Source organism: Mesorhizobium sp. M0923 (assembly GCF_040319365.1).
GTDB lineage: Bacteria > Pseudomonadota > Alphaproteobacteria > Rhizobiales > Rhizobiaceae > Mesorhizobium.
Genome location: NZ_JAMYNW010000036.1, coordinates 1 through 25,488, shown reverse-complemented (window position 1 = coordinate 25,488; position 25,488 = coordinate 1). Strand labels below are relative to the sequence as shown.

The following is a 25,488-nucleotide window of genomic DNA, read 5'->3' as shown; positions in this document are numbered from 1 at the left end:
GCCTTCTTTGCGGCTGCAAACGCATCCCTGGCGGCGTGGTCCCTAAGGTCAAGAGCATCGGGTGAGTAACAGCCTGATCCTGCTCAATCTGATGCGCGCCAACCGCCTCGCCGGATTGTGGAACCGCTCGCGGGTAGCTTCTACCACAAACAGCAAGGTCATGAAATCAAGTAGGAAGTCGTCGATCGCTTGGGCGATTGTTTCTGACTTGCCCTTGAACTGGTCCAGCAAAACGCGCGCGTTATCGATCGCTTCCACGCTGGTGGCATCGATTAACCCCTCGACCCTCTTGAAACAATCCAATTCGAAACTCCTTCAAGTGCTTGCCAAGCCGTTATGCACGAAGGTAGCTCCGTGAACTACCTGGCCTTTGACCTGGCGGCCTTACGTCCCATGCCTCCAAGCACCAGCCATAGACGTGGCGCTGAGGAGCGTTGGAAGGATGGGGCGCTTCCGGCCATGCTCGAGCGGTAGTGTAGGACAGTGCTTGCTGGCGACTACGGCCAAAATGGAGTGCGCCAGCTGATCGGGGCTTAACAATTTTTCGCTTTTTGCTGCGCCCAAGTCTCGGCTATGAGTCGGGCAGGCCTGATGGCCTGCCCACGTTGCAATTGTTAAGGAGGAACACGTATATGCCTACTGGAACGGTAAAGTGGTTCAACAGCACCAAGGGGTTTGGATTTATCCAGCCCGACAATGGCGGTCCGGATGTTTTCGTCCACATTTCCGCTGTCGAACGCGCGGGCCTCTCGACCCTCGCTGACGGCCAGAAGATCAACTATGAGATCGAGCAGGATCGCCGCACCGGCAAATCCTCCGCTGGCAGCCTCAGCAAAGCTGGTTGAAATTTTCTCCTGCGTCTTGGCAAGAGTGGGCGCGTAGGTCCGGAGGTCCTCACGGCCGCTCGATAGGAGCGAGCAAAAACAGAGGGCAGCAGATTGCTGCAGACGTCGCGAATTCCTCATGAAACAAAGTTGTTTGAAAGGAAGGCGGGGTTGGGCCCCGCCTTTTCATATGACGCGCAGATTATGCCGATGGCTGCAACGCTCCAGAACGAATCTCGATCGCCGAAATCAACCCGCGACCTTCTTGCGGGTTCGCTTCGTCGGACCCGGCTCCGGCGCTTCCGGCGCTTTCGGTTTGCGGCCGAGCCCCATCGTCTTGGCCAATGACGAGCGCGCCGCGGCGTAGTTCGGCGCGACCATGGGATAATCCGCCGGCAGGCCCCATTTGGCCCGATATCCATCCGGCGTCAGCCCATAGTGGGTCGACAGATGGCGCTTTAGCGATTTGAATTTCTTTCCGTCCTCAAGGGAGATGAGGTAGTCCGGTGTCACCGACTTCCTGATCGGGACTGCAGGCGTAAGGGCAACCGGCTCTTCTGCAGAGACACCTCCGGCCGTCCCTTTCAGAGCCGCGTGCACTTGGCCGATGAGGGCAGGGAGATCCCCCACCGGGATCGGATTGTTGGAGACATAGGCTGAGACGACATCGGCCGTGAGCTCGATGAGGGTGTCGATGTTTTTTTCGGCTTCTTCTGTCATGAAACTCTCCAGGCGGCGTGAAACACAGTCGGCGAAGCGTCGCTTCATAGTGGCGGTCGCCGCTGAAAGCAACAAACGTCTCGACATGATTATTGCGATGCTCGTCCAGCGAGATCTATGGCGCGGTATCCGCCGTCGTGACCTTTGATCCGCCCGTTGTTGGCGACCTGCCGCGGTCCTTGCGCGTTTTCAGGCGTCTCGGCCGTAAGCTTTGCCCCGAAACGACCAGTAATCTCGAAACGAAGCGGGCTGTTTCTGTTCGCCATCCTCTTTTTGGCTGTGAAATCGGTGGCAGAGCAGTGGCCGCTTCCTGGTGGCGCGTAGAGGAACTATCAAGCGTTGATTCGCAATGGTCGAAACGATGTAGATTCATCCGGTGAGCCGCTCTCGCAGCAGGATGTTAGGGATTGGCCCGCTGGTAAACCGAGGACATCACGCCGCTGCTTTGCTGTTGAACCCCTATCGCTGTGACAACACATTCCGCAATGGTGGGCGCGTGTAGAGGAGGCGCCTGTTCACGCAAAGTAGCGGTTCAGCAGGTCGGGAAGAACGAATGAGCTCAGGGACTTTCAGCAGCCCACTTTTCGTAAGGCGTGCAGCGCACATCGTGCAAGAGATTGCCAGTCCTGCGGATGCTATCGATTTTCTCAACGAATGGCCAGAACATCGCAGAGACCGGATCTACGAAGCCGCCCCCAGGGCGTGCTTTGATGCATACAACGGACGAATACCTGCGAGCGCAGCGCGCAAGACTTTTCCCGCTTTGGGGAACAGGTCGCTATGTTGGAAGATGCAACCTCCGCGATGCAATGGCTCGCTGCCTGCATGTCGGGCAGTGGAAAAGCGCAAGTATAGGCGTCGCAGTCGTATGTGAGGCTGGAGCGGGTACGCCGACGAGGTTATTATATCGAGATTTCGCCGGCAGCTGGAGCGTACTATAGCGAACAAACAATATTTTGCGCCCTTTGGCGGTGTTAATCATCTTGTTGTATTTGTAAATCAGCTTCTCGCGACAGGACTGCAACGCTTCCGATGTTAAATCACTGCGTGGGACGTGGTTCTCTAAAATTCATGATGATAATTGCCGTGTAGTATTGCAAAGCAGTTGTCCTATTGAAGCAAGATGATAAACGAAGCCAAAATTGTGCTCCGTCGTCTGCCAATATTCGCTCGATGGAGGCTATAGGCCTCACAAGTCAATCAAAACAGCTACTCGGGCGCCCTTTGAAATTCGTTTAATTTCGCTCAGCCCAACGGCCCTCCACAGTCGAAAATAAGATTGTCCCGCAAAGGGTGCTACAAGACGCGATCGCGGATCGATTTCGGCCAACGTCGATCTGGCGAAGGCACGCCGGAAATCGAGCAGGACCTGCAGCGGAACAGATAACCCGAACCGAAATCTGACACGGCGGCGGACCCGATTTCTTCATGGTAGAAGGCGCAGAGAGAACCGGAGCACGGCTCCGGCGCCGCCGCTTGCCGAGCAGCGATCCTCCGCCTCCCTGAAATCCAATCGAGAAGAGCGTTCAATTCCCGGACGGTCCAAGCTCTGCCGCGAAAACAGGTGTCAGACCCCGGTCCTCTCCCGCAGCTGATCTAGCGCAGGGCGTTCATGGGCTGCGCATCCCAGAGTGGCTGCGTGGACGACGCAGGGAGATCATTTATGAAAATCCTATTCAGTACGATGGCTGTCCCCTTGCTGGCAGCCACTGCTTTTGCTGCGGATTCGATCCCCACAGACCTCAGAGAAACGGCACTGGCCACCTTCAGGGCTTTGCCATCCACCACGCCGGCAGTCGCCAATAACCCGATCACCCCGGAGAAGATCGCTCTCGGCAAGGCACTGTTCTTCGATCCACGCGTCTCGGCGTCAGGCGTCTTGTCGTGCAACTCGTGCCACAACTTGGCCACCGGCGGCGACGACAATCAAGAAACCTCGATCGGCCATGGTTGGCAGAAGGGACCGCGCAACGCGCCGACTGTACTGAACGCTGTCTTCAACATCGCCCAGTTCTGGGACGGTCGTGCCGAAGACCTGAAGGCTCAGGCGAAGGGACCGGTCCAAGCCGGCGTCGAAATGGCCAATACACCGGGTCAAGTCATCGCCACCCTCAAGTCGATGCCGCAATATGTCGATTGGTTCGATGCAGCTTTTCCGGCTGAAGCCGATCGGGTCACCTTCGACAACTTCGCCAAGGCAATCGAAGCCTTCGAGGCGACACTGGTCACCCCGGCCCCCTTCGACAGCTTCCTCAATGGTGATGAGGCTGCCATGACTTCCGAACAGAAACAGGGCCTGGCGCTTTTCATGGACAAAGGCTGCTCGTCCTGCCATGGCGGCATCAACGTTGGTGGGGAAGCCTATTACCCATTCGGCCTCGTGGAACAGCCCAGCGCCGAGGTCCTGCCGGAAAAAGACAAGGGCCGATTTGCGGTCACCAATACTGCCGACGATTCCTATGTTTTCCGCGTGGCGCCGCTGCGCAACGTTGCACTCACCGCGCCATACTTTCATTCGGGCAAGGTTTGGGATCTGAAACAGGCCGTTGCCATCATGGGAACCACCCAGCTTGGCGTGGTACTGGCGGACGAAGAAGTCGACCTGCTTGTTGCCTTCCTCAACTCGCTGACCGGAAAGGCACCCGAGCTCGCCTATCCCATTTTACCCGCCGAAACGGCGACAACGCCCCGGCCTGTAACGCAGATCTTAGGAAAATAAGCGGCCAGCTGGCGCGGAACGTCGCATCGACAATGATTGCGACTTTTACTGGGACGAGACGATCGCGACGTCCATGAGGACGCAAAGGCCTGGCTCGTTTTCAAAGTGCAGACACTGCTTCCGTCACCATCTCGTTGCGGTGGAACCATGTTTGGGATCTGGCGTGCGACATGCCAAGGAAGGCGTCGGACGTTTGAGGCTTGCGCGCTGTCGATACCGCGCGGCGGCCGGCTGTCGCGCTGGCGGCCGAATAGCCGCGCGCCGGAGTGACCGGCCCCCTCAGGGTGATGGGGCAGCCACTCCGTCCTCCATGTCCAGCGATTCTTCGACTGCTTCCGGATTCCGGGCGATGGTCCAAAGGAGAGTATTCGCCGCTACATCCGGTTTCGAGCGACCTTGCTCCCAGTTTCGAAGCGTTGCCAGATCGAGGCCATACCTCACGGAGAATGCCTCCTGAGAGAGCTTTGTGCGATCCCGGACTTCGCGAACACTTATCGGCCGCGGCGCATGAACCTTCGCGATCACGCCTGCGGACGACAGTTCATTCTTCAGTGCCAACAGGTCGTCGACGCAAGGAACCGTCACGAACGCCTTGCCGTGATCGACCACCTCCGTGAGTATCGCGTGGGCCGTCCTGAGCGGCAGCTGTCTCTTAACGAGAATGCGGGCGGCCTCAGGAGTATTCGCGCCGTGAAGAAAACCGAGGCTCAGTCGGACGGGAGAGCCTGACGACACCGGCACGACGTCCCGGGTTCGCACCCGTTGTCCGAACCGCTCCATGAATTTCGATTTAGTCGACATTAAGCTTCTCCGCGATCACTCGACCGAGCTTGGCGTAATTTGGACCATCCAACACTGGAGGGCATCGCGGTAAAAGTACGCCAAACAACGCTAAGGGAGAACAAGCGGTGATCTGATTTCGTTCGACGCTCGTTTTCGAGAGCCGTTCTGGGTCGTTCGCAATCAACTGTGTAGGCCAGCGGAGCGAGCAAGGAGCGCCAGATCCGGACAGGGCTGAGTGGGGTGTTTCTCCGAAAGGTGGGGCCATACCCTAAGGAACACGAGATGTAGTGGACTCGTCGATTCGCGCGGTTTCGATTCGCGCACCCGGGCACAACGCTTGGATAAGTCCCATCAGATGCTCTCCGGTGCCCGTCATCTGTTTAGCTGACATTGGGCCGAGGGCTTCCAGCACGAGCCACATGGCGCGGGTATGGACCGTGACCATGGTGCGCCGCCCCTGCCGCCAGTTCCAGCGGCGGCACGTGACACCGGCATCATCGCACCAGATGACTTCGCCCGGTTCGGGATGCTCGGCTACCATTTCACCTTGCTGGATCGTGTCGAATGGCTCCGCTCCCTTCGCAATTAAAAGTCTCGGGACCCCCTGGTAAAGATCGAGATCCTCCCCGCCAATCGGAACGCCATACAACACGCTGACGGCATTGTAGGCATCAACCAGTGGGGATATCCGCGGGAGAGAGCCATCTTTCCGCACCCGCTTGAGAAGCGCGGCGGCCGAGCACGGCGTTCGATTGGCCTTTGTGCCGAAAGCCTCGTAGGCAACGGCCCACGCCGCAAGATGCGCGTCCCTTTGGGCGTCATCGCGAAGCGCAGCCTGTTCCGCCGCCGCAATCGTGTCGTTCAACGCCTGTGCATCCGGCACGTCGATTTCAGCGTTCCGCACCACAATGCTGATCAGATGAAAATCCGGGTAGCGGGCCTTGATCTCGGGGGCAACCAATGGCGTGAAAGACATGGGATGCTCTTTTCTCATGGGGAGGCTTTGCGCTGCGGGTCGTTCGGGAAATGTTTGAAGAAAGGTGCTTGTCGAGCGTCCAGATCTTCTGGCATCGGCATGGTGCATGCCGCACCATGCGCTGGATAATTCCATCATTCGGCCGTGGACAAGCCCTGGTAGAGATCGTCGATTATGTCTTGCGGGTGCTCGAGCCCGCTCGGCCGGCAACAAGCTACGCCTCCGCCAGATCCTCCATTTCATAAAAGGCAGCGGGCGCGATATGGATGTGAAGCAGTTTTCCTTGCCGCATGCATCGCTCTCGGAAATTCGTCTCGCACGAAAAATCTGCCGCCAAACTGGCGTGATCAACAGCACCAGTTGCATGGCGTATTCCCAGTCCAGTTGGCTTTGCAACGAAATGCGGTTCAGCCCAAGGGTCGGTTTCCTCGCCAGCACGCCACGTCCCGCCGTTTTAGCCACCGTGTCCCGGCAACGCGTCTTGCACCTGCTTGACAACCGCTCGCAGGATCTCAACGCCCTTCTCGATTTGCCGAATGCTCAAGGCGGCATAGCCCATGACAAGCCCCACGCGATCGATGTGGCCTTCGTCCGATTGCCGCTCGTAAAGGGGCGAGATCAGGTGCAGCCCCAGGCCCGCGTCTCGGGCGGCTTCGACCAGGGTCGTTTCCCGCGATCGCGGCAGTTCGTCGAACCAAACGACGACGTGCAGACCGGCCTCTGCTCCCTGGACAGCGATGCGATCTCCGAAGCTGCGCCGCAAGGCGCCCAACAACGTCTCCCGCCGCTCGCCGTTCAGCCTGCGCACACGCCGCACATGGCTTTCGTAGCCGCCACTCTCGAACAAACAGGCCAGAGCCTCCTGTTCAGCCACCGGCGAATGCCGGTCCGCGAATTGTTTGGCGGTAGCGAAGACCTCCTGCAATTCCGTCGGGACGACGAGGTAGCCTATGCGCAGCATCGGCGAGAGCGTTTTGGAGATCGTGCCGAGGTAGATGACAGCCCCGTGGTCCTCGAGACTGTGCAGCGGAGGGACCGGATTGATGTCGTAGCGATATTCGCTGTCGTAGTCGTCCTCGATCACATAGGCGTTGTTGTGCCGCGCCCATTCCAGAAGCTGATGGCGGCGCGCGATCGGCATGACGCCGCCCAGCGGAAACTGATGCGATGGCGTGACATAGGCCAGTCGCGCCCCGATCCCCGCCAGCAACTCCGTCTTCATCCCGTCCTCGTCGACGGTGACGGGGATGGGCAAGGCACCCGTACTGGCAAAGACCTGACGCGCCATCCTGTAGCACGGGTCCTCGATGACGAAGCGGTCGGCACGATCGAGAAGCAGGCGAGCGCACAGATCGAGGCCCTGCTGCGAACCGTTGATGATGATGATCTGCTCGAGGTCGCAGCTCAGCGTTCGGGCGCGCCAGAGATAGCCCTGGAGCGCCTGGCGCAGCCGGCGCGAGCCGCGAGGGTCGTCATAGGCAAGACGCAACGGGCGCTGCCCCATCGCCTCGTTCATCGCACGTTTCCAGACCAATGCGGGGAAGTCTGACGGCGCCAGGTCGCCATAGCGGAAATCGACCTTCAGTCCAGTCGGCAGATAATCCGGCCAGGGCGGCGTGACGCGCAGTCGTTCGCCATAGGCGGACAGATGAACCGGGCCGACTCGTTTCGCGACAGTGCGGCTCGTCTCAGGACCGATCAGCGAGGATGCAACGCGAGGTCGTGCGCCTTGACGGACTTCGATGAAACCTTCCGCGGTCAGTTGGTCATAGGCGACCGTCACCGTCGTTCGCGAAACCCCAAGGTCATTTGCCAGGCCGCGGGAGGACGGCAGCTGACTGCCGGTTTCATAGACGCCGCCGAGGATTTGCTCGCGAAGAGCCTCGTAGATCTGGCGTGCACCCATCGCGTGCGAGCGACCTGCAGAACCGGCACTTGAAGACTGGACCATTTCATTCATTGCCAACTGGATATTTCACATCGGCCAGTTTGCCGTCAATCTTTCGGAAACCCAAGAAAGATCTAGAGGCCGAATGACCCGTTCCTATCAATCCGAAACCGATGCTCTCACGCGGTCGCTCCACGACACCGGTCCCGGATTCGCCACTCGGGCGATCCATCATGGCTACGATCCCGCCGGCTTTTCCAATGCCGTTCAGCCGCCAGTCTTCTTGACCTCGACCTATGGATTCGAAAGCGTGGCAGCGAACGAGGCCGCCGCCGCCCTTGGCGGAAGGCTCTATGCGCGCGAATACAATCCGACGACGGAGATCCTCGAGCAACGGCTCGCCAATCTGGAAGGAGCCGAGGCAGGTCTGGTCGTTGCCTCGGGGATGGCGGCTTTCGGGACGCTGATCCTGTCGCTCCTGTCCCAAGGCGATGAACTCATCGTCCACAGGACGCTTTATGCGAACACGCGTGCCATGGTCGAACAGGCGGTCCCCCGCTTCGGCATCAAGGTCGTCGCGGTCGACCTGTCCGATCCTCACAATCTCGATGCCGCGATCACCGAGCGGACCCGGCTTGTTTTCTTCGAGACGCCGGTGAATCCGCTGAGCCGCATCCTAGACATCGCTGCCATTGCCGAGCGCGCCCACGCGCGCGGTGTAAAGGTTGCAGTCGACAGCACCTTCGCCTCCCCCGTGCTCCAGCGGCCGCTCGAACATGGGGCCGACCTCGTGCTCCACTCGCTGACCAAATACATCAATGGGCACGGCGATGCCCTTGGTGGGGCGATTCTCGGCGACGCGCAAACGCTCCGCACGCTGCACGAAACGGGCCTGCGCTACATCACCGGCGCAGCGCTCTCGCCCATGTCAGCCTTCCTGATCCTGCGCGGTCTGAAGACGCTCACGCTGCGCATGGAACGGCACAGCGCCACGGCACTTGCGGTGGCTCAGGCGCTCGAGGCGCACCCGGCGGTGGCATGGGTGAGTTATCCCTTCCTCGACTCGCACCCTGATCAGGTGACGGCGCGAAAGCAGATGTCCCAAGGGTCGGGCATGTTGGCCTTTGGCCTCCACGCTGGGTTCGAGGGCGCGCGGCGGATGATGGACCGGCTCAACCTGATCACCCGGGCTGTCAGCCTCGGCGATGCCGACAGTCTCATCTATCATCCGGCAAGCCTGACCCGTGCTCGTCAGCCGATCCGCAAGGATGCGCATCTGGCCGATGGAGTCGGCGAGGACCTCATGCGTCTCTCGGTGGGTCTTGAAGACGCCGATGACCTAATCGCCGACCTGCGGCGGGCTCTGGACGCCTTGTGATGACCTGTGGTCCGGCCAGTCCCGCGCTCGCGTACAAACCCGGAGCCTTGCCATGGCATTCCTGAGCGGCCTTTCCGCGTTTCCCATCACGCCGACCGATCGTGACGGCCGTGCCGATACCGTTGCTCTGCGCAAGCTGATTGCCAGGCTTTGCGCCGCTCAGGTCGATTCCATCGGTCTTCTCGGCAGCACCGGCACATACATGTATCTGACGCGCGAGGAACGGCGACGGGCGCTCGCCGAGACCTTGAACGAAACCGGGGGACAAATGCCGGTCGTGGTGGGTGTGGGCGCGCTGCGCACCGACGAAGCAGTGAGGCTCGCGCAGGACGCCAAGGCCCTTGGGGCTGCCGCGGGGTTGCTTGCCGCCGCCTCTTACACCCCGCTCACTGATGACGAGGTGTTCGAACATTTCTCCACGGTGGCGCGCGAAAGTGGCCTTCCGATCGTCATCTACGACAATCCAGGAACGACGCATTTCCGTTTCACCCCAGCACTCGTCAGCCGCCTGGCAAAGGTGCGGGGGATCGTCGCTATCAAGAATCCGACAGACAAGGGCGATGCGATCAAGAGCCATCTGGCCGACCAGAGGCGCACTGTGCCGGAAGGGTTCTCGATCGGCTACAGCGGCGACTGGAACGCCGCAGAGGCCATGATCGCCGGCGCCAACACATGGTACAGCGTCCTCGCCGGCATCCTGCCCGAGGTCTGCACAAAGATCGTCACGGCGGCGCAACAGGGCGATGCGGCCGAAGCGCGACGGATCGATGCCACGCTTGCGCCGCTCTGGAGCCTCTTCAAGGAGTTCTCGAGCCTTCGCGTCGTCTATGCACTTGCCGAATTGCTCGACATTTGCCGTGCCGACCCCCCGCGTCCCATCCTGCCTCTGCCCTCAGCAGCGAAGCGCCAGATCGCCGCCGCGTTGGAACGCTTGCCATCGGATGTCAACCGGTGAACAGCGAACCCGGCGGCCAGTGAAGGAACCTGTCATGTATGTACCCGCGCATTTCGATGAACCGAGCCGAGAAGTCCTTTACGAACTGATCGAGAACAGCGCACTTGGCATGCTGATAACCCATGGCCGGAGCGGTCTCGACGCCAATCACATCCCCTTCGAACTCGACACGTCACAGGGAGAAAACGGTACCCTTTACTCCTGCGCGATTAATACACGTGCCGAAGGAAAGTGCACATTCTCGCTCGCGTGACTTATTTCAAAAGATGTGATCGCGTTTTGGCACATTCACGGCCGACATGCGGCAGCCGGTCACTCACCACATGGTGAGCAACCAGGAAACCCTCCGGCCTACACTTTCTACCGGAGCGCACGTGCTGCATCGACCATGTTCATCAGGGCAGGGCGGACCTCCTCCCATTTGCGTGTTTTGAGGCCACAGTCCGGGTTTACCCACAGTTGGGAATCCGACAGTCGCTCGCGGGCAAGCATGACGAGATCCGAAATTTCGCCGACTTCCGGGACGCGTGGTGAGTGAATGTCGTAGACTCCGGGACCGATTTCGTTCGGATATTTGGAGCTCGTGAAGGCGTCCAGCAGTTCCATCTTCGAGCGCGACGTCTCAATCGAAATGACATCCGCATCCATTTCAGCGATCGCGTCGATGATCTCGTTGAACTCCGAGTAGCACATGTGGGTATGGATTTGAGTCGCGTCCTTTACACCCGTTGAAGCGATCCGGAAGCATTCGACAGCCCAGTCGAGATAGTCGTTCCAATCAGACTGGCGCAGTGGCAATCCTTCGCGAAACGCGGCCTCATCGATCTGGATCATCCTTGCGCCGGACCATTCGAGATCCGTCACCTCGTCGCGGATGGCGAGCGCGATCTGGCGGCATGCTTCGGAGCGGGGTACGTCGTCGCGAACAAAAGACCAGTTGAGAATGGTCACCGGGCCTGTGAGCATTCCCTTCACAGGCTTTTCCGTAAGCGACTGGGCGAACTGCCACCAGCGCAGCGTCATCGGATTGGGCCTCGATACGTCGCCGAAGATGATGGGGGGGCGCACGTAACGCGACCCATAGCTCTGCACCCACGCATGCTGGGTGAAGGCGAAGCCGGACAGCTGCTCGCCGAAATGCTGTACCATGTCGTTTCGTTCGAACTCACCGTGCACCAGCACGTCCAGCCCGATCTCTTCCTGCCAGCGAATTGCAGCCTCGATCTCCTTCTTCAGGAAGGTCTCGTAGTCGACATAGCTCAGCTGGCCCTTCGCATGAGCGGCCCGCGCCCTGCGTACCTGCGGCGTCTGCGGGAAGGACCCGATGGTCGTCGTCGGGAACGGCGGCAGCCCGAGCGTGCCGGCCTGGACTCTGGAGCGCTCGGCAAAAGCGCTCTCTCGTCGCTTCATGCTGTCGTCAATGCTGGCGATCCGCCCCTCAACCAGCGGGTCATGGATCTTCGTGGATGTCACGCGAGTGGCGGCAGCCTCGGCAGACGCTTTCAACGCGCCTGCCACCGCATCCCTGCCTTGGGACAGGGCCCGGGCAAGCAACACCAACTCGTCGGTCTTCTGGGCCGCGAAGGCGAGCCACGACCTGATGTCCGCGTCGAGTTCCGTCTCCATGCGGAGGTCGATCGGCACATGCAGCATCGAGCAAGAAGGCGCGATCTCGACGCGGTCCAAGGGCCAGCCGGCGACGATCGGTTTGATGCGGTCGAGAATGGCGGGCAGGTTCGCACGCCAGACGTTGCGGCCATCGATCAAGCCAAGCGAGAGCACCAGATCCTTCGGTGCGAGCCGACCCACCGTTTCCAGCTGCTCGGGAGCGCGCACGAGATCAATATGCAGCCCGGCCAGGGGCAGAGAAACCGCGGTTTCGAGATTGTCTCCCAGCGGCCCGAAATAGGTAGCCAGCATGATCTTCAGCTCGGGCGCGGCTTTCGACAGCTGGCCATAGGCGAATTCGAACGCAGCTCGTTCGTTCGGGTTCAGATCGAGGACAAGCGCTGGCTCATCGATCTGCACCCAGTCGGCTCCAGACAGCTTCAGCCTCTGCAGGAGTTGCTCGTAGACGGGCAGCAGCCGCGGCAGGAGCGCGATGGGATCGAATCCTTCGGCAGGCGATTTCGCCAGCTTGAGGAAGGTGATCGGTCCAAGGATGACTGGGCGTGTGTGAACGCCGAGAGCTTTAGCCTCGAGGAAGTAGTCGACCGGTTTCGTCGACGAGAGGGCGAACGTCTGATCATCGTCGAGTTCCGGCACAATGTAGTGATAGTTGGTGTCAAACCACTTGGTCATTTCCATCGCGGTTACATCAGGCCGATGAGCCGCCTGCTGGTGACCAGCGTGTCCACAATCCTCCGTCTGACCCTGGTTGCCCCGCGCCATTGCGAAGTAGATGTCAAGTGGGACCTCGCCGCTATTCCAGCCGTAACGGGATGGAACGGCGCCGACCATGGCTGCGGTGTCGAGCACATGGTCGTAGAGCGAGAAGTCGTTCGACGGGATTTTCGACACGCCGCGATCGTGCTGCTCCTCCCAACTAGCGGCACGGAGCGCCTTCGCCGTCGTGAGAAGGTCGGCGGCGGAAGATTTTCCGGACCAGTAACTTTCAAGCGCGAGTTTCAGTTCTCGCCGACGACCGAAGCGGGGCACGCCGAGCGTTGCTACAGGAATTTGCTGAGAGACAGTCATGCCAGACCCCGATGGTTGGGGCGTCGGTGACAAGGAAGGCGCTAGCAGGCCGGCACGAACGCCAGGCTGCAGCGGCCACCGAGACACCCCGCCCGTGGACGTAATTCGCCGTGGCAGGTCTCCTGGCTCGCGGGGTCATAGCCTCTACCCGTCTTCCCAAGGCTATTCGCCTCAGTGACATGAGTGGGGTTGGCTCGCCGCTAACAGTTGCGGGGGCAGCGCCGGCATCGCACCGGCTTCCCTCTTAGCTCCGCTGCGGCAGCGCCGTACGGAGAACCACGACGCGGGAGACAATTACAGCAGTTCGCTTCTTTGTCAACGCCGCATAAAGAAATGTTTATGTCGTTATGTTAAATTTCCGTTGGCATGTTGCAAAGGTCGCCTCGAAAGCGAAAACTGTGGAAGCCTTGAGCGGCCGGTAAATCAAACCAATGACGCACGGCGCCCTTGTCCAGGAGGATAGGAGTTCGTCGGCTGCCGGCAGCAAACATACCGGCAAGCGCCGTGGTGCTGCTTAGCGCATCATGCGAACCACCTCGGCGTCGAACTTCGGCTCCGAGGTTCCGACCGCTTCGTTGGTGATCTGCTCGCGACCATATTCGGCTCAATGGCGAGGCTGTTGCCCATGTGGAAGCTGTTGGCCGTGATGCCCTCGGTGATATGACACAACGATTTCGGGGGGAGCACACCGAGGCCAGGCGCAGCGGCGTGTTGCGAAGTGATCGAGGCCAATGTCTCGAACTGCTTGTTCGCAGCCCACCGGCTCAAGGTAACCCGGCTCAAACCACCGGGCCAGCTCAAGTCCTGTCCAAATGAGGCCTGAGCGGCAAATCATCGTGCACGCGCACGGTTTGGCGTTCGATCTTGTGATGCGTCTTGGGCGGACAATCGCCACGGTGCAGCGCGCAGAGGCGGTCCCCAATTGGGAAGCCGAGGGCGGTGAGGGCAAGCCAGCGCCACAGGCGGAAGGGGACTTGGACCTGTTTGCCCTGCTGGACCACAAGTTCGCGACACAGGGCCTCACCAAGAGTGATTATGCGCGGGACCTCGCCAACTTCATCAAAAGCAGCGGGCAGTCAAAGTTCGGCGCCGATTGACATGGAGATAGCCATAGCGGCGGACCGGAATACAACCGGGTGCAGGCGGCCAAGCTCGTCCACAAGATGGCGTCGGGCACACACCGGCGATGGGAGAGCGGACCGTGGAGTGCAGGAACTTCACGCCTATCCACGCTCCCGTGGACGTGTCCTGCGGCACATCGGCAGCGATATTGAGGAGGCAGTTTAGCTTCTGGTCGAGCACTCTTAGCTGCCACTACCTACGCTTAACGTCATTTCGTACTGAAAACGCACCACGCAAGGTCGAGATGTAACATCGCCCTTCGTGGATGGTTCTAAGCTTCCTCGGGCGCGGTCAATCTGTGATAACGGTCGCTTGGAACCTCCATCACCGCGACGCGATCAAGGTTGGCGTATCGCGCTCGGTAGTAACCTTCTTCCTCCACTTCGGCGAAACTACACTGGGGAACGTCAAAGGTCGCAGCTTCCAATCCGAAGAAAGTCGTAGCGGTTTCTTCATCCAAGAAGTTCCACTCATCTTCTCCGTCGTCATATGTGACGCGAACATAGGAGGCCATGCGCACGGCTTCCTGATCACCCATCTCTGCGATGATGGCATCGCATTCTTTCTTCAGCTTTCCTGAAACCTCACCCTTATCCCAGTCATCCAAAGCCCGATAGATTTCTGGATGATAATACTCTGGCATCTCCTCTACATCTTCACCGATAAGCTCAATGGTGCGGACATATTGCGGATTTATCAAGAGTATTTTGTTGTCAAGGCTCCAACAATACAGCCATGGCCTAACTGTGTTATTTCTACGAAGATTATGAAGTTCCTTCAACTGACGTAAAATCGATTCACGCGCCTTTTCATCGATAGGATATTGGCGGCTGCCAACAGTCGTCTTGATTCTGAGCGTGCCGTATCGCGTTTCGGCATCGGCAATTGCAAACGGGCTCGTGCGCCACTCCTCGACATCAATCTTCCAGCCCAGCAGCTCCTCGACCGTGCATTTCAACGTGAGACAAAGGTCCTTGATCTGCTCGACGTTCAACTGCGTTTTGCCTGTTTCCCAACGGGCCACAGTCTGTTGCGTCGTTGCCATCTGCTCTGCCAAATCTTTTTGAGTCATGCCCAGTCGAACCCTAAGCTCTTTCATGTTCATAACTCACCTCGCGTGTTCAACACACGCATTGTGGATGAATTAATCTAATCGTCAAGCGTGTTCAAAAATCGCAGCATGTGTTTTTAGGGCGTCTTCGAGGCTCCGGCAGCCGTTCGTGACCACTTGCGCAAGACACAGGGCTGGTACACAGCACGAATGGGCGATCAAAAATTACTGCTGAAATTCAGATAATTATTGTGGGCGAGTCTGGATCTCTCTGATCGACACGATAGTCGACCATCACCATGATCGGACCGCTTCGTGGCCGCAGCTCAAGTTGCAGCGTCGGTTCGCTGAACTTGTTGGTCGGATCCAGATTGAGCGTTTCAAAATCCGGCTGACGCAGAAGGATGCCCATCAGTCCCCCAATGACAAGAACCAGCTGGCGGACGAGCAAGGCTCCCGAAACACCTTGGACATCCGCCAGTTAGCCAGCTTCCCGCCGCCATGCCGCCGTATGTGGCCGTCTGATAGAGAGAGGGCGCGTCCAACCACCCACCGCGGCGCCGAAAGCTGCACTGTGACGTTAAACAGCGAGAATGATTGAATCCAGGCCGCACCGGCTGGCATGAGGTTGAGACAGCTCAGCCCAACGTGCTCGCTCCATGCCCGAAAGAAGCAGCTGATCGCCAATACAAAGAACGCACCGCGAATGACCCATTCGTTGGAGAGAACTTCTCGGACCCGCCCGATGAGGAGCGCGCCGCAAATCGCTCCCAGGCCGAAGAAGCCGAGCATCACGCCGTAGGTGACTGCGGTCCCTTTGATCTGTTCGCGAGCGACCAACGGCAGGAGAGCCAAAATGACAACGGCGGTGAGGCCGAAAATGAAACTCCGGCACATCACCTTGAGAAGGTTCGGCGACAAGAGCACGTAACGGAAGCCCGCCGCCATCGCACTGCCGAAAGCCTCCCGCGGCAGCGCTTGTCGTGCCCGTTCGGCTTTCCATCGCAACAGCGCAGCGATCAGAGCGAACTAGCAAAGGACGTTGAAGAGGAACGCGAAGGCCGCACCGGCTGTGGCCACGATTATGCCGCCAATCGCCGGCCCGATGCTGCGCATGAGATTGTAGCTCATGCCGTTGAGCGCAACCCCGCTTGGCAGGTGTTCGCGAGGCAGGATATCTCCCATGGAGGCTTGCCAAGAGGGATCGTGCAATGCCCAACCACAGCCGATTAGGAAGGCGAGACCCAGAAGGGTCCAGGGTGTCATTCCCCGCATAGGTCAGGAACGCCAGGAAGGCGGATACGCAGACCATCAGCAGTTGCGCAGTCAACATGATCCGGCGACGGTCAAACTTGTCCGCGAGCGCTCCCGCCGCGAGCGAGAAGATCATGTAGGGGAGGGTGGTCGATGACTGGACGAGCGCCACCATTCCATGGGAGGTGGCGATGCTCGTCATCAGCCAAGCTGCCGCCGCACCTTCCACTAGGGTGCCAAGGTTCGAAATGAGTGCAGCCGACCATAGCGAACGGAAGGTCTTGTGCTGAAAAGGAACCAGTGAAGATGTTCTCTTCGCCATTGTGGGAAGCTTCGGGATCGACCGCGGGGCTGGATTTGGTTCACCTCACTCAACCATGGCCTCGCCATACAAGCCAAGCTGCCACAGTGGCGCGCCTGCTAACCCAGAAAACTTGGCGGCCTTAACTACCCCCTGAGGAGTGTCTCTCGACATTCCTCAGGGAACTCGACGCGAATGTCTGCAATATCCGCTAAGCGGGCAGAATTTCTGCGACAGCATTTGCTGAAACCCTACTTTACAACAGTGTGGCGCTTCCGGCCGAGCGAAAGCCGGATCGGGAGGTCTTGGGAAGATATCATTGTATCAACCTCGACAACGTTGCCGTTGATCCGCACACCTCGTCCCGAGATCGCCCTTCGCGCTTCCCCTTTGGAGGAGGTCAATCCGGCGCGTACCAGCAAATCCACAAGGGCTACTCCGGCCAACCCCTCGGCGTCATTTAGATGAAGCGTCGGTAGCCCCTCTGCGGCTTCGCCCTGCCCAAATGCTTGGCTAGCCGTGGCCTCCGCCTGTTTGGCGGCGTTAGTTCCATGTGCCAGGGCCGTAGCTTCGTTGGCGAGACGTTCTTTGACGGCGTTTAGCTCGGTTCCTTCAGCCTGTCCAAATCGCTCGATCTCGTTCATCGGCAGATCGGTGAAAAGCTTCAGAAACCGAACGACATCAGCGTCTTCCGTGTTACGCCAGAATTGCCAGTAATCGTATGGCGAAAGGCGATCTTCGTTGAGCCACACAGCTCCGGCAGCCGTCTTACCCATCTTGACACCTGAAGGAGTCTTCAGAAGCGGCGTAGTCACTCCGAAGACTTCCTTTCCATCCGTCCGCCGTATCAAGTCGATGCCATTGATGATGTTCCCCCACTGGTCGGCTCCACCCATCTGCAAACGGCAACCGGTCCGGCGGGATAGCTCAAGGAAGTCGAACGCTTGGAGGATCATGTAGTTGAATTCTAAGAAGCTCAGATTCTCCTGCTTTTCCAGCCGCGACTTCACACTGTCGAAAGAGAGCATCCGATTGACGGAGAAATGCCTGCCGACGTCTCTCAGCATGTCGATCCAACGAATGCTGTCCAGCCAGTCGGCATTGTTCACCATCACGGCATCCGTCGGGCCGTCTCCGAAGACAAGGAGACGGTCAAAGATCTTTCTGATCCCTTCAATGTTGGCGGCGATCCGCTCGTCCGTCAGCATCGGCCGCGCGTCCGAACGGAAGCTGGGATCGCCGATGCGGGTGGTCCCACCCCCAATGAGAACGATGGGTTTATGGCCAGTCTGCTGAAGATGACGAAGCGCCATGATCAGAAGAAGATGGCCGACATGAAGACTGTCAGCCGTCGCATCGAAACCAGCGTAAGCGGGTACGATGCCTGCTTCAAAGGCGGTATCGACACCCGGCAGGTCGGTCCCTTGATTTACATAGCCGCGCTCAATGAGCGTCTTCAAAGCCGCCGAATATGGTTTGGAATGACCGGTTGATAAATCGGGAAGTGCCATAGGGAATCCTCCTGGTATTGCCGCCAGGGGGTCCTCTCAATGAACAAAGCCGCCTGACGGCGGCTTGTTTCAAGGCATGATCGAAACGCGCCGCTCCTTATGGAAGCGTCGCATAACAGATTGCAGCGATGAGCGCGGACTTGATCATGTGCCGATGCATAAAGGACTTTATCCGCACCTGCAAGCAATCTGAAATGGCTACTTCGGGGAGCTGCCGAGCCTCTGTCGCGACGATTTGCAACTGACTTTTGCACCTCGCAGAACTCAACTCTTGCGCAACATTTCCTGCTTCCCGCTTTCCTTCTGATGTCGAGCCCAGCGCGCTTCACCTGCGCTTCGCTGCAGCCGGTCAGCTTTGCCGTCCTGCTGATACTGTTGCCGCCAGACCGGAAGACAATAATGCGTTCGTGTGTCACCAAGTCAGCTTGGCCTCCGGCGGGGCGGCTTATCCGGATGACTGCACGCGATCAGTTGCTGGTTCAAGACAGGGAAGAAGGCCTGCATCGCCTTTGCCGATGTTCAAGGTCAGTTCAATGTGGGTAATTTTCCGACGCCGTATTGCGCCACCGGCAAAAACGGCGTGAATCCTGAAACCTACGCCTGCAATTGGTGTGAAGCAGGCGAAAAGGGCTGCAGTGGCGGCGATTTCATCGAGGAAGGTTTGCGGCGGCGGCAGCGACACCGTTTTCTCGCGTCAGCAAATCCCGCCAAACCATTACCACCCCAATTGCGACCACGATATTCAGGGGCCGTACCGGAACCACGAGGGTCCTTACCAGGCGTGTCTCGCCACGCAAACCACCACCCACAATGGCATGGTGTTTGCCCTTAGAGCCTGACCCGAAACTCGGTTTTGGGGGTGGAAGCGGTTGAGTGGCCCCGTCCGTTGTGATTCGCTTGAGTTGTCTAGACTTGAACGGGATAACGACATGGGTTGGACGGAGACCACCCGCCGGCGATATTGCCGCGCGGGGCAGCGAGATGCAAACGCGTTGACGGACAGGGAATGGGCGTTGCTCGAGCCGTTCCTGCCGGGAACGAAGACAACGGGACGACCGCGGACGACAGAACTTCGGGCGGTCGTGGACGTGCTCCTCTACATCGCCTGGACCGGCTGCCAATGGCGGTCATTGCCGGATCGGTTCCCGCCGGTCTCGACGGTTCAACGCTATTTCTATGCCTGGCGGGACAACGGGCTGTGGAAGACCATCAACTTCCACTTGGTGGCTGCGGCACGCCTGGCGCTTGGTCGCGAGGCGAGCCCGAGCGCCGGTGTCATCGACAGCCAATCGGCAAAGACCACGGACGTTGCCGGTTTGCGTGGTTACGACGTCGGCAAGAAGGTCAAAGGCCGCAAGCGCCATATCATTACTGCCACCGACGGACACTTGGTCGGGCTGACGGTGCACACGGCCGACATCCAGGAAGGCAGTCGGCGTCATCGCCTCGATTCGACGGCTTTCTCCCTGGTTGCGGCATCTGTTCGCCGACGGCGGCTATGCCGGAGAAAAACTGTCGCAGGCACTGGCCAATCTCGGCACATGGACCATCGAAATCATCAAGCGCTCCGACGCGGCCAAGGGCTTTGAGGTGCTGCCACGACGATGGGTCCTCGAGCGAACTTTCGCCTGGCTGGGACGTTGTCGCCGGCTCGCCAAAGACTTCGAGGCGACCATCGCCAGCGCCGAGGCATGGATCTTCATCGCCTCGATCCGCCTCATGCTTCGCCGCATGGCAGCTCCACGTCGTGCGTCGAGTTTCGAGTCAGGCTCTTACAGGCATGCGCAGGACGCGCGAAGCCGCTCAAATCTCCCCAGATGGGTCAGCCATCGAAGACCGGCATCACTTGCCCGTTGAGCGGCTATACGATAATGCTCCGCGCTAAGCAGCAAGCGCCAAAAATTCGAGCGGCGACTTCATTCTCCTATTCAGGAAGGAACTATGAGGCGGCAGACGCGACCATTCACCGTGGAAGTCAAACAAAAGCGCAATTATCAAAAATCCGCACGTTCCATCTGGGGCAATTTCGACATCGCCGCGGCGATGGCCGAGACAACAAAGGAAGTCGAGCCGTTAAATCGTCAGCTTGTTGACTCTACTGTAGTGGCCCTTGATGCTGAACCTTTGCAAAAACCGCGAGTGGAGCATTTCATGGCCAATCCCCTGGAAACCGAGTCAGCAGTAGTTCCTAGCGCACCGGCAGACAAAGCGGAAACGCCAAAACCGAAGACGAGAGCGCGGCGGTCGAGGAAGCCAGAAGCTGAGGCGAGCGCGCCTGCCCGCAAGGAGGGCGCCAAGCCGATATCCGCGACCACTGAAGCACCGCCGTCAGCGCGAACAGGCCGAAAGAGCTACTCCGCGAAGGATCGTGCCCAGAAGCTGGCGCAGATCGAGACCTCGATCGGCGGCGGCGCTACTCTCAAGAGCGCGGTGAAGCAAGCCGGCATCTCGGAACAGACATATTATCTTTGGAAGAAGGCGGCGGCGCCGGCGGCGGACAGTGACGGGCTGAAGGATCTCGTCGCCCTCGAGGAAGAAAACAAGCGGCTAAAGAGCCTGCTTGCCGATCGTCTCCGCAAGGAGAATGCGGAACTGAAGAAAAGGCTCGGGCTGGATTAAGGAGGCTGGGCAGCTGGTTCTTGGCTCGCCACCTACAGCAATCCCACCTGCTCCGCCTCTCGGCGCAGATTTTGCCGTGGCCTTGGGCCGATTTGCTGGATGACCAGCCCGGCTGCCAGCGAGCCGAGATCGCCACAATCCTTGAGGCTGCGGCCTTGCGTGTAGCCGTAAAGGAAGCCGGCGGCGTAGAGGTCGCCGGCGCCGGTGGTGTCGACCAGCTCGCGGATCCTGGTCGCATTGATGGTCACGGTGTCGTCGCCGCGCACGATCACCGAGCCCTTTTCCGAGCGGGTGACGGCGGCGATCTTGCAATCCTTGCGGATCTGGGCCAGCGCCTCGTCGAAGGACGCGGTCTGGTAGAGCGACTTGATCTCGTGGCTGTTGGCAAAGACGATGTCGACGGTGCCGGAGCGCATCAGATCGAGGAATTCGTCGCGGTAGCGATCGGCGCAGAACGAGTCCGACAATGTCATCGACACTTCGCGCCCGGCGGCGTGGGCGAGCTTAGCCGTCTGCCTGATCGCCTCCTTGGCGCGCGGCGGGTCCCACAGATAGCCCTCGAAATAGGTGACGGCCGCGCCCGACGCCTTGTCGGCCTCGACGTCCTCCGGGCCGAGCTCGACGCAAGCGCCGAGATAGGTGTTCATCGAGCGCTCGCCGTCCGGCGTGACGAAGATCATCGAGCGCGCTGTCGGCGGTTCGCCGTTAAGCGGCCTGGTGTCGAAGGCGACACCCTGGGCATGGATGTCATGCGCGTAGATTTCGCCGAGTGCGTCGTTGGAGACCTTGCCGAAGAAAGCGGCGCGACCGCCGAAGGAGGCGACGCCCGCCGCCGTGTTGCCGGCGCTGCCGCCCGAGGCTTCAATGGCCGGGCCCATGCGGCTGTAGAGCAGTTCGGCGCGCCTCGTGTCGATCAAATTCATCGCGCCCTTGATGATGCCGTTGGTCTCCAGGAACGCCTCGTCGCACTGGGCGATGATGTCGACGATGGCATTCCCGATACAAAGCACGTCATAGTCCGGCATCAATTCATGTCTCCGCCAAAAACCCACCGGCTTTCTGCCACGCCGGGCGCGGGCGGGTCTGGCCAGTGGGAATGGGCTTTGCGCTTGCCAATCCGTTCGGCGCCAGCCCTCACGGGGCGGCAAGTCCTGCCTCGCGACGCAATTCGTCGGCCCTGTCTGTCTTCTCCCAGGTGAAATCAGGCTCTTCACGGCCGAAATGGCCATAGGTCGCGGTCTTGCGGTATATAGGGCGTAAGAGATCAAGCATCTTGATAATGCCCTTCGGTCTGAGATCGAACAACTCAAGAATGAGGCGCTCGATCCTTCTTTCCTCAACCCTCGCTGTTCCGAACGTGTTGACCATGACAGAAACCGGACTGGCCACGCCGATTGCGTAAGCAAGCTGCACCTCGCAGACGTCCGCAAGTCCGCTAGCGACGATATTCTTTGCGACATACCGGGCCGCATAGGCAGCTGAGCGATCAACCTTGGACGGGTCCTTGCCCGAAAAGGCGCCGCCGCCGTGACGACCCATCCCACCATAGGAATCGACGATGATCTTGCGTCCAGTGAGACCGCAGTCGCCGCGCGGCCCGCCGACTACGAACCTCCCCGTCGGGTTGACCAGAATTCTGATGCCTTCCGTCTCCAGGTGGGTCGGCAGGACAGGTTTTATGATTTCCTCAATGACGCCCTCGCGGACCGTCTCTTGCGAGACCTGCTCGTCATGTTGGGTCGATACGACGATGGTATCAAGGGCGACCGGGCGCAACCCCTCATAGCGCACTGAGACTTGGGACTTCATATCAGGACGCAACCAGCCAAGCTGTCGTGCTTTCCGGACATCTGCCTGTCGTTTCGTCAAGCGATGCGCGAGCTGGATCGGCAAAGGCATCAGGGTATCGGTTTCGCGGCATGCGTAGCCGAACATGAGGCCCTGATCTCCCGCTCCCTGCTGGAGGTCCTGCCCTCGTCCCTCGTCAACGCCCTGGCTAATGTCGGGCGATTGCTCGGTGAGTGCATGAACGACGGAGCAACGCCGGCCGTCAAAGCCGACAGCCTCATCGTCGTATCCAATATCGAGAATCGTATCGCGCGCAACTTGGCTATAATCCACCCGCGCATGGCTAGTAATCTCGCCAGCCACAACGACTATCCCTGATTTTACCAACGCTTCACAGGCGACGCGTGCCTTGGGATCGGTGCGGAGGATGGCGTCGAGGATGGCATCCGAGATGTTGTCGGCCAACTTATCCGGGTGTCCCGCGCCAACCGATTCGGAAGAGAACACGAACTGCCTAGCCATGAAATGCCTCGTTTCGGGTGTTGGAGTTGTATGGTGCATTTTGCTTAGCCCACCTTACCTGTTGGTGATGCCCGGGACCTCGAACGCAGCGCACAAATCGGCAACGTCTCTTCGCAGGCAGGCATGGAGATCTTCGTCATCAGGCCGCCGGAGGACGCAGTCAATGAAGCCAGCAATTTGCAGCATTTCCACATCGCGCATGCCCATTGACGTCACTGCTGGCGACCCCAGGCGAATTCCGCTTGTGACCGCCGGATCCCGCGGGTCGCCAGGCACCATATTAAAGTTTGTGATGATGCCTGCCTTTGCTAGCCGCTCGGCATAGGCCTTGCCCGATAGTGGTCGATCGCGCAGATCAAGGATCAGCATGTGATTGTCCGTCCCCCCGGTAACCAGGTCATACCCTCGCTCGATCAGTGCCTGTGCAAGAGCCTTGGCATTCTTGACGGTCTGTTGGCCGTAGCTTCGGAAGGACGGGTTCGCGGCTTCGTGCAAGGCAACTGCTAGCGCAGCGATGGCATTCATATGAGGCCCGCCTTGCAGGTGAGGAAAGACCGCCCGGTCTATTCGTCTGGCGAGATTGTATTTGCTCTTTGTATGATACAGGGCCTGATAGCGATCTTCGTTCCTGGACAAAATGAAACCACCGCGGGGACCGCGGATCGATTTGTGGGAGGTGCTGCTGACCACGTCGCAATGGCGCACGGGATTCGGGTGCGCTCCCGCGGCAATCAGTCCGCTGATGTGCGCAATGTCGGCTACGAGATAGGAGTTCGCTTCCAGGGCGATTTCTGCCATTGCCGCGTAGTCAAAGACACGCGGGTAAGCAGTTCCGCCGACCCAAATGAGCCGCGGCCGTTCCCGCTTGGCTGTCTCGCGCAAGCGGTCATAGTCAATCTGCTGTGTCTTTTCATCTAGTCCATAGGGGACGCGTTGATAGTCAGTTCCGGAAAAGTTGATGGCCCAACCATGAGTCAGATGGCCCCCTTCCGGGAGGGGCAAGCCCATGACTTTGTCACCGGGGCTCAAAAGCGCACGATAGACAGCCTGGTTGGCCGGCGAGCCGGAATAAGGCTGGACGTTGGCATGCTCGCTGCCAAATAGTGTTTTCAAGCGCTCAATGGCTAGATTCTCAAGCTCATCAACGATCTCATTTCCAGCGTAGTAGCGCGCACCGGGGTACCCCTCGGCGTACTTGTTCGTGAAAATCGAGCCGTTCGCTTCCAGCACGGCCGAGGACGCAAAGTTCTCTGAGGCGATGAGCTTAAGGGTCGTCCGCTCCTGCCGCTCCTGTCTTAGAAGCAGTTCGTGAACGCGGCAATCAACCGCGGCCAATCGAGACCGTCCGTAAGTGTCGCGCGGCGCGATGGCGCCGTCGGCGGAGTTGTACATGGTGGTTTCGCGCTCCAATTGGACTGATCTATTTCACAGTCAAGCATGCGATCCCCTTCGACGGCGCGTCTTGTGTGGCTTCGAGCCGTTGAAGGTCTCGTTTGTGATAGCCATCGCCGTGGGGCAGGAGATCAACCAACAGTTGAACCAGCCCGCCGTCCTTACCTCCTGCTTTGAGATGGTACGAGCACCACGGACGTTGTTCGTTGCAGTAAAGAAAGTCGGCTCTGGCCAGCAGCCGGACGTGTCGTACAACGTGCTCACGACGCAGACCCAGAATCTCCGCTAGCTGGCAGACAGTTAGGTCCGCATGCGCGCAAAGGCCCAGGATTCGAAGGCGATCTAGATGCGCTGCCGTCCGAAGGCGACTGACCAGTGTCAGCATTGGGCAGGACCAAGCCACTTGGAAAGCCTGGGCACTCGTCCTACTGAATTTGTCATTTCGCGTTCTCCACAGATGTTGCAGCTTTCGAACGAAATAATATGGTTGCTTGTCCACCGACCGGACAATCTCGGTGGCCGTGAAGATACTGTTTTGAGCCAATATGGCTGTGTCGAACAAACAAGATGGGCGCTGTTCTTGCCATTGCCTTTAGCCGAAATTGCACGCAGTTCGGCGGGTCGGAGAATAAGCCACGGTTCGGACTCCACTGACTCAAACGTTGCAATAAGCCTACCATTCACAGCGAACCGGAGTTGCTAAGAGTCTATGAATTTCCTTGAAGGATCTGTTGCAACGTTTGCGCAGCCCGGTCTTGCTCCCGGCTTGCAGCGGTCAATCTCGTGCAGACTGACCGTGATGCAAAGATGACAAGGAAGGTTCGCTTTCAATCCGATCTTCTTCCTGGCCAAGTGGTTCGTAGTCTCATAACTGTGGCCTAGACAAAAGCTGATGGGGTGGACGCCCCCCGACGGCATCGCTGTGCCAGAATGGAGTGTTGCAACCATTCGAAGGGAGGCGTCCGTGCCTGAGGTTACCACGATCGGT

General features: G+C 59.2%; 20 protein-coding genes, 2 pseudogenes and 1 riboswitch. Of the genes and pseudogenes, 9 read left to right on the top strand and 13 right to left on the bottom strand.

Translation table 11 applies throughout. The annotated features are described in order from the left end of the window. Positions 1-48: 48 nt before the first annotated feature. Positions 49-303: a hypothetical protein gene (locus NKH89_RS33825; RefSeq protein ID WP_352452611.1), complete on the bottom strand. Its 255-nt coding sequence runs from the start codon at positions 301-303 to the stop codon at positions 49-51. Positions 304-632: 329 nt separating this feature from the next. On the opposite strand from NKH89_RS33825, the gene NKH89_RS33820 reads away from it, so the two are divergent. Beyond that, positions 633-845, top strand: a complete 213-nt coding sequence (locus tag NKH89_RS33820; RefSeq protein WP_023679670.1) for a cold-shock protein — start codon at positions 633-635, stop codon at positions 843-845. Between the two features lie 228 nt (positions 846-1,073). On the opposite strand, the gene NKH89_RS33815 is transcribed toward NKH89_RS33820, so the two are convergent. Next, positions 1,074-1,544, bottom strand: a complete 471-nt coding sequence (locus NKH89_RS33815; protein WP_352911601.1) for a Ros/MucR family transcriptional regulator — start codon at positions 1,542-1,544, stop codon at positions 1,074-1,076. 553 nt (positions 1,545-2,097) lie between these two features. Here NKH89_RS33815 and NKH89_RS33810 point away from each other — a divergent pair. Both NKH89_RS33810 and NKH89_RS33805 read left to right on the top strand, forming a co-directional pair. Beyond that, positions 2,098-2,418, top strand: a complete 321-nt coding sequence (locus NKH89_RS33810) for a DUF982 domain-containing protein (RefSeq protein ID WP_352748646.1) — start codon at positions 2,098-2,100, stop codon at positions 2,416-2,418. Between the two features lie 789 nt (positions 2,419-3,207). Next, positions 3,208-4,263 carry a cytochrome-c peroxidase gene (locus NKH89_RS33805; protein ID WP_352911598.1) on the top strand — a complete coding sequence of 352 codons (1,056 nt, stop codon included), beginning with the start codon at positions 3,208-3,210 and terminating at the stop codon, positions 4,261-4,263. A 279-nt stretch (positions 4,264-4,542) separates the two neighbouring features. Here NKH89_RS33805 and NKH89_RS33800 read toward each other — a convergent pair whose 3' ends face one another. From NKH89_RS33800 to pdxR, 3 genes are all read right to left on the bottom strand, one after another. After that, complete coding sequence (locus tag NKH89_RS33800; protein ID WP_352515951.1) at positions 4,543-5,064, bottom strand: helix-turn-helix domain-containing protein; 522 nt, start codon at positions 5,062-5,064, stop codon at positions 4,543-4,545. Between the two features lie 250 nt (positions 5,065-5,314). Next, positions 5,315-6,388, bottom strand: coding sequence for a B3/B4 domain-containing protein (locus tag NKH89_RS33795; protein WP_502896981.1), 1,074 nt, complete (start codon positions 6,386-6,388; stop codon positions 5,315-5,317). Positions 6,389-6,476: 88 nt separating this feature from the next. Next, the gene (gene pdxR, locus NKH89_RS33785; protein ID WP_502896980.1) at positions 6,477-7,973 is read right to left on the bottom strand and encodes a MocR-like pyridoxine biosynthesis transcription factor PdxR; all 1,497 of its coding nucleotides are present in this window, start codon (positions 7,971-7,973) and stop codon (positions 6,477-6,479) included. A gap of 82 nt (positions 7,974-8,055) precedes the next feature. Here pdxR and NKH89_RS33780 point away from each other — a divergent pair, with 82 nt between their 5' ends. The 3 genes from NKH89_RS33780 to NKH89_RS33770 are packed head-to-tail and all read left to right on the top strand — an operon-like array spanning position 8,056 to position 10,496. Further along, positions 8,056-9,288: a trans-sulfuration enzyme family protein gene (locus NKH89_RS33780; RefSeq protein WP_352911594.1), complete on the top strand. Its 1,233-nt coding sequence runs from the start codon at positions 8,056-8,058 to the stop codon at positions 9,286-9,288. Positions 9,289-9,340: 52 nt separating this feature from the next. Next, entirely contained in the window at positions 9,341-10,243 is a 903-nt protein-coding gene (locus NKH89_RS33775) for a dihydrodipicolinate synthase family protein (protein ID WP_352911592.1), read from the top strand. Between the two features lie 34 nt (positions 10,244-10,277). Then, positions 10,278-10,496, top strand: coding sequence for an FMN-binding negative transcriptional regulator (locus NKH89_RS33770; protein ID WP_352542147.1), 219 nt, complete (start codon positions 10,278-10,280; stop codon positions 10,494-10,496). A 107-nt stretch (positions 10,497-10,603) separates the two neighbouring features. Here the strand turns inward: NKH89_RS33770 and metE are convergent, their stop codons facing one another. Next, positions 10,604-12,940 carry a 5-methyltetrahydropteroyltriglutamate--homocysteine S-methyltransferase gene (metE, locus tag NKH89_RS33765; protein ID WP_352911589.1) on the bottom strand — a complete coding sequence of 779 codons (2,337 nt, stop codon included), beginning with the start codon at positions 12,938-12,940 and terminating at the stop codon, positions 10,604-10,606. A 95-nt stretch (positions 12,941-13,035) separates the two neighbouring features. Beyond that, positions 13,036-13,236: riboswitch (cobalamin riboswitch) on the bottom strand. A 555-nt stretch (positions 13,237-13,791) separates the two neighbouring features. Here metE and NKH89_RS33760 point away from each other — a divergent pair. After that, complete coding sequence (locus tag NKH89_RS33760) at positions 13,792-14,037, top strand: hypothetical protein (RefSeq protein ID WP_352911587.1); 246 nt, start codon at positions 13,792-13,794, stop codon at positions 14,035-14,037. A gap of 296 nt (positions 14,038-14,333) precedes the next feature. Here the strand turns inward: NKH89_RS33760 and NKH89_RS33755 are convergent, their stop codons facing one another. The 4 genes and pseudogenes from NKH89_RS33755 to NKH89_RS33740 all read right to left on the bottom strand — a co-directional run bounded on the left by NKH89_RS33755 (position 14,334) and on the right by NKH89_RS33740 (position 18,861). Continuing rightward, entirely contained in the window at positions 14,334-15,167 is an 834-nt protein-coding gene (locus tag NKH89_RS33755) for a helix-turn-helix transcriptional regulator (RefSeq protein WP_352911584.1), read from the bottom strand. A gap of 211 nt (positions 15,168-15,378) precedes the next feature. Further along, positions 15,379-16,689, bottom strand: a pseudogene (locus NKH89_RS33750) (MFS transporter); the annotation flags it as partial. Positions 16,690-16,919: 230 nt separating this feature from the next. Further along, positions 16,920-18,179 carry a tyrosine--tRNA ligase gene (gene tyrS, locus NKH89_RS33745; RefSeq protein WP_352911581.1) on the bottom strand — a complete coding sequence of 420 codons (1,260 nt, stop codon included), beginning with the start codon at positions 18,177-18,179 and terminating at the stop codon, positions 16,920-16,922. A gap of 445 nt (positions 18,180-18,624) precedes the next feature. After that, on the bottom strand, positions 18,625-18,861 hold the full coding sequence (locus NKH89_RS33740; RefSeq protein WP_352691541.1) for a hypothetical protein: 237 nt from the start codon (positions 18,859-18,861) through the stop codon (positions 18,625-18,627). Between the two features lie 247 nt (positions 18,862-19,108). On the opposite strand from NKH89_RS33740, the pseudogene NKH89_RS33735 reads away from it, so the two are divergent. Continuing rightward, positions 19,109-19,916: pseudogene (locus tag NKH89_RS33735) on the top strand (IS5 family transposase); the annotation flags it as partial. A gap of 204 nt (positions 19,917-20,120) precedes the next feature. After that, positions 20,121-20,798: a transposase gene (locus NKH89_RS33730; protein ID WP_245274818.1), complete on the top strand. Its 678-nt coding sequence runs from the start codon at positions 20,121-20,123 to the stop codon at positions 20,796-20,798. Between the two features lie 32 nt (positions 20,799-20,830). Here NKH89_RS33730 and NKH89_RS33725 read toward each other — a convergent pair whose 3' ends face one another. The 3 genes from NKH89_RS33725 to glyA form a co-directional block, all read right to left on the bottom strand. Further along, positions 20,831-21,823 carry an adenosine kinase gene (locus NKH89_RS33725; protein ID WP_352911578.1) on the bottom strand — a complete coding sequence of 331 codons (993 nt, stop codon included), beginning with the start codon at positions 21,821-21,823 and terminating at the stop codon, positions 20,831-20,833. A gap of 109 nt (positions 21,824-21,932) precedes the next feature. Continuing rightward, positions 21,933-23,108, bottom strand: coding sequence for a methionine adenosyltransferase (gene metK, locus NKH89_RS33720; RefSeq protein ID WP_352911575.1), 1,176 nt, complete (start codon positions 23,106-23,108; stop codon positions 21,933-21,935). Between the two features lie 54 nt (positions 23,109-23,162). Continuing rightward, positions 23,163-24,500: a serine hydroxymethyltransferase gene (gene glyA, locus NKH89_RS33715; RefSeq protein WP_352911573.1), complete on the bottom strand. Its 1,338-nt coding sequence runs from the start codon at positions 24,498-24,500 to the stop codon at positions 23,163-23,165. Positions 24,501-25,488 lie beyond the last annotated feature (988 nt).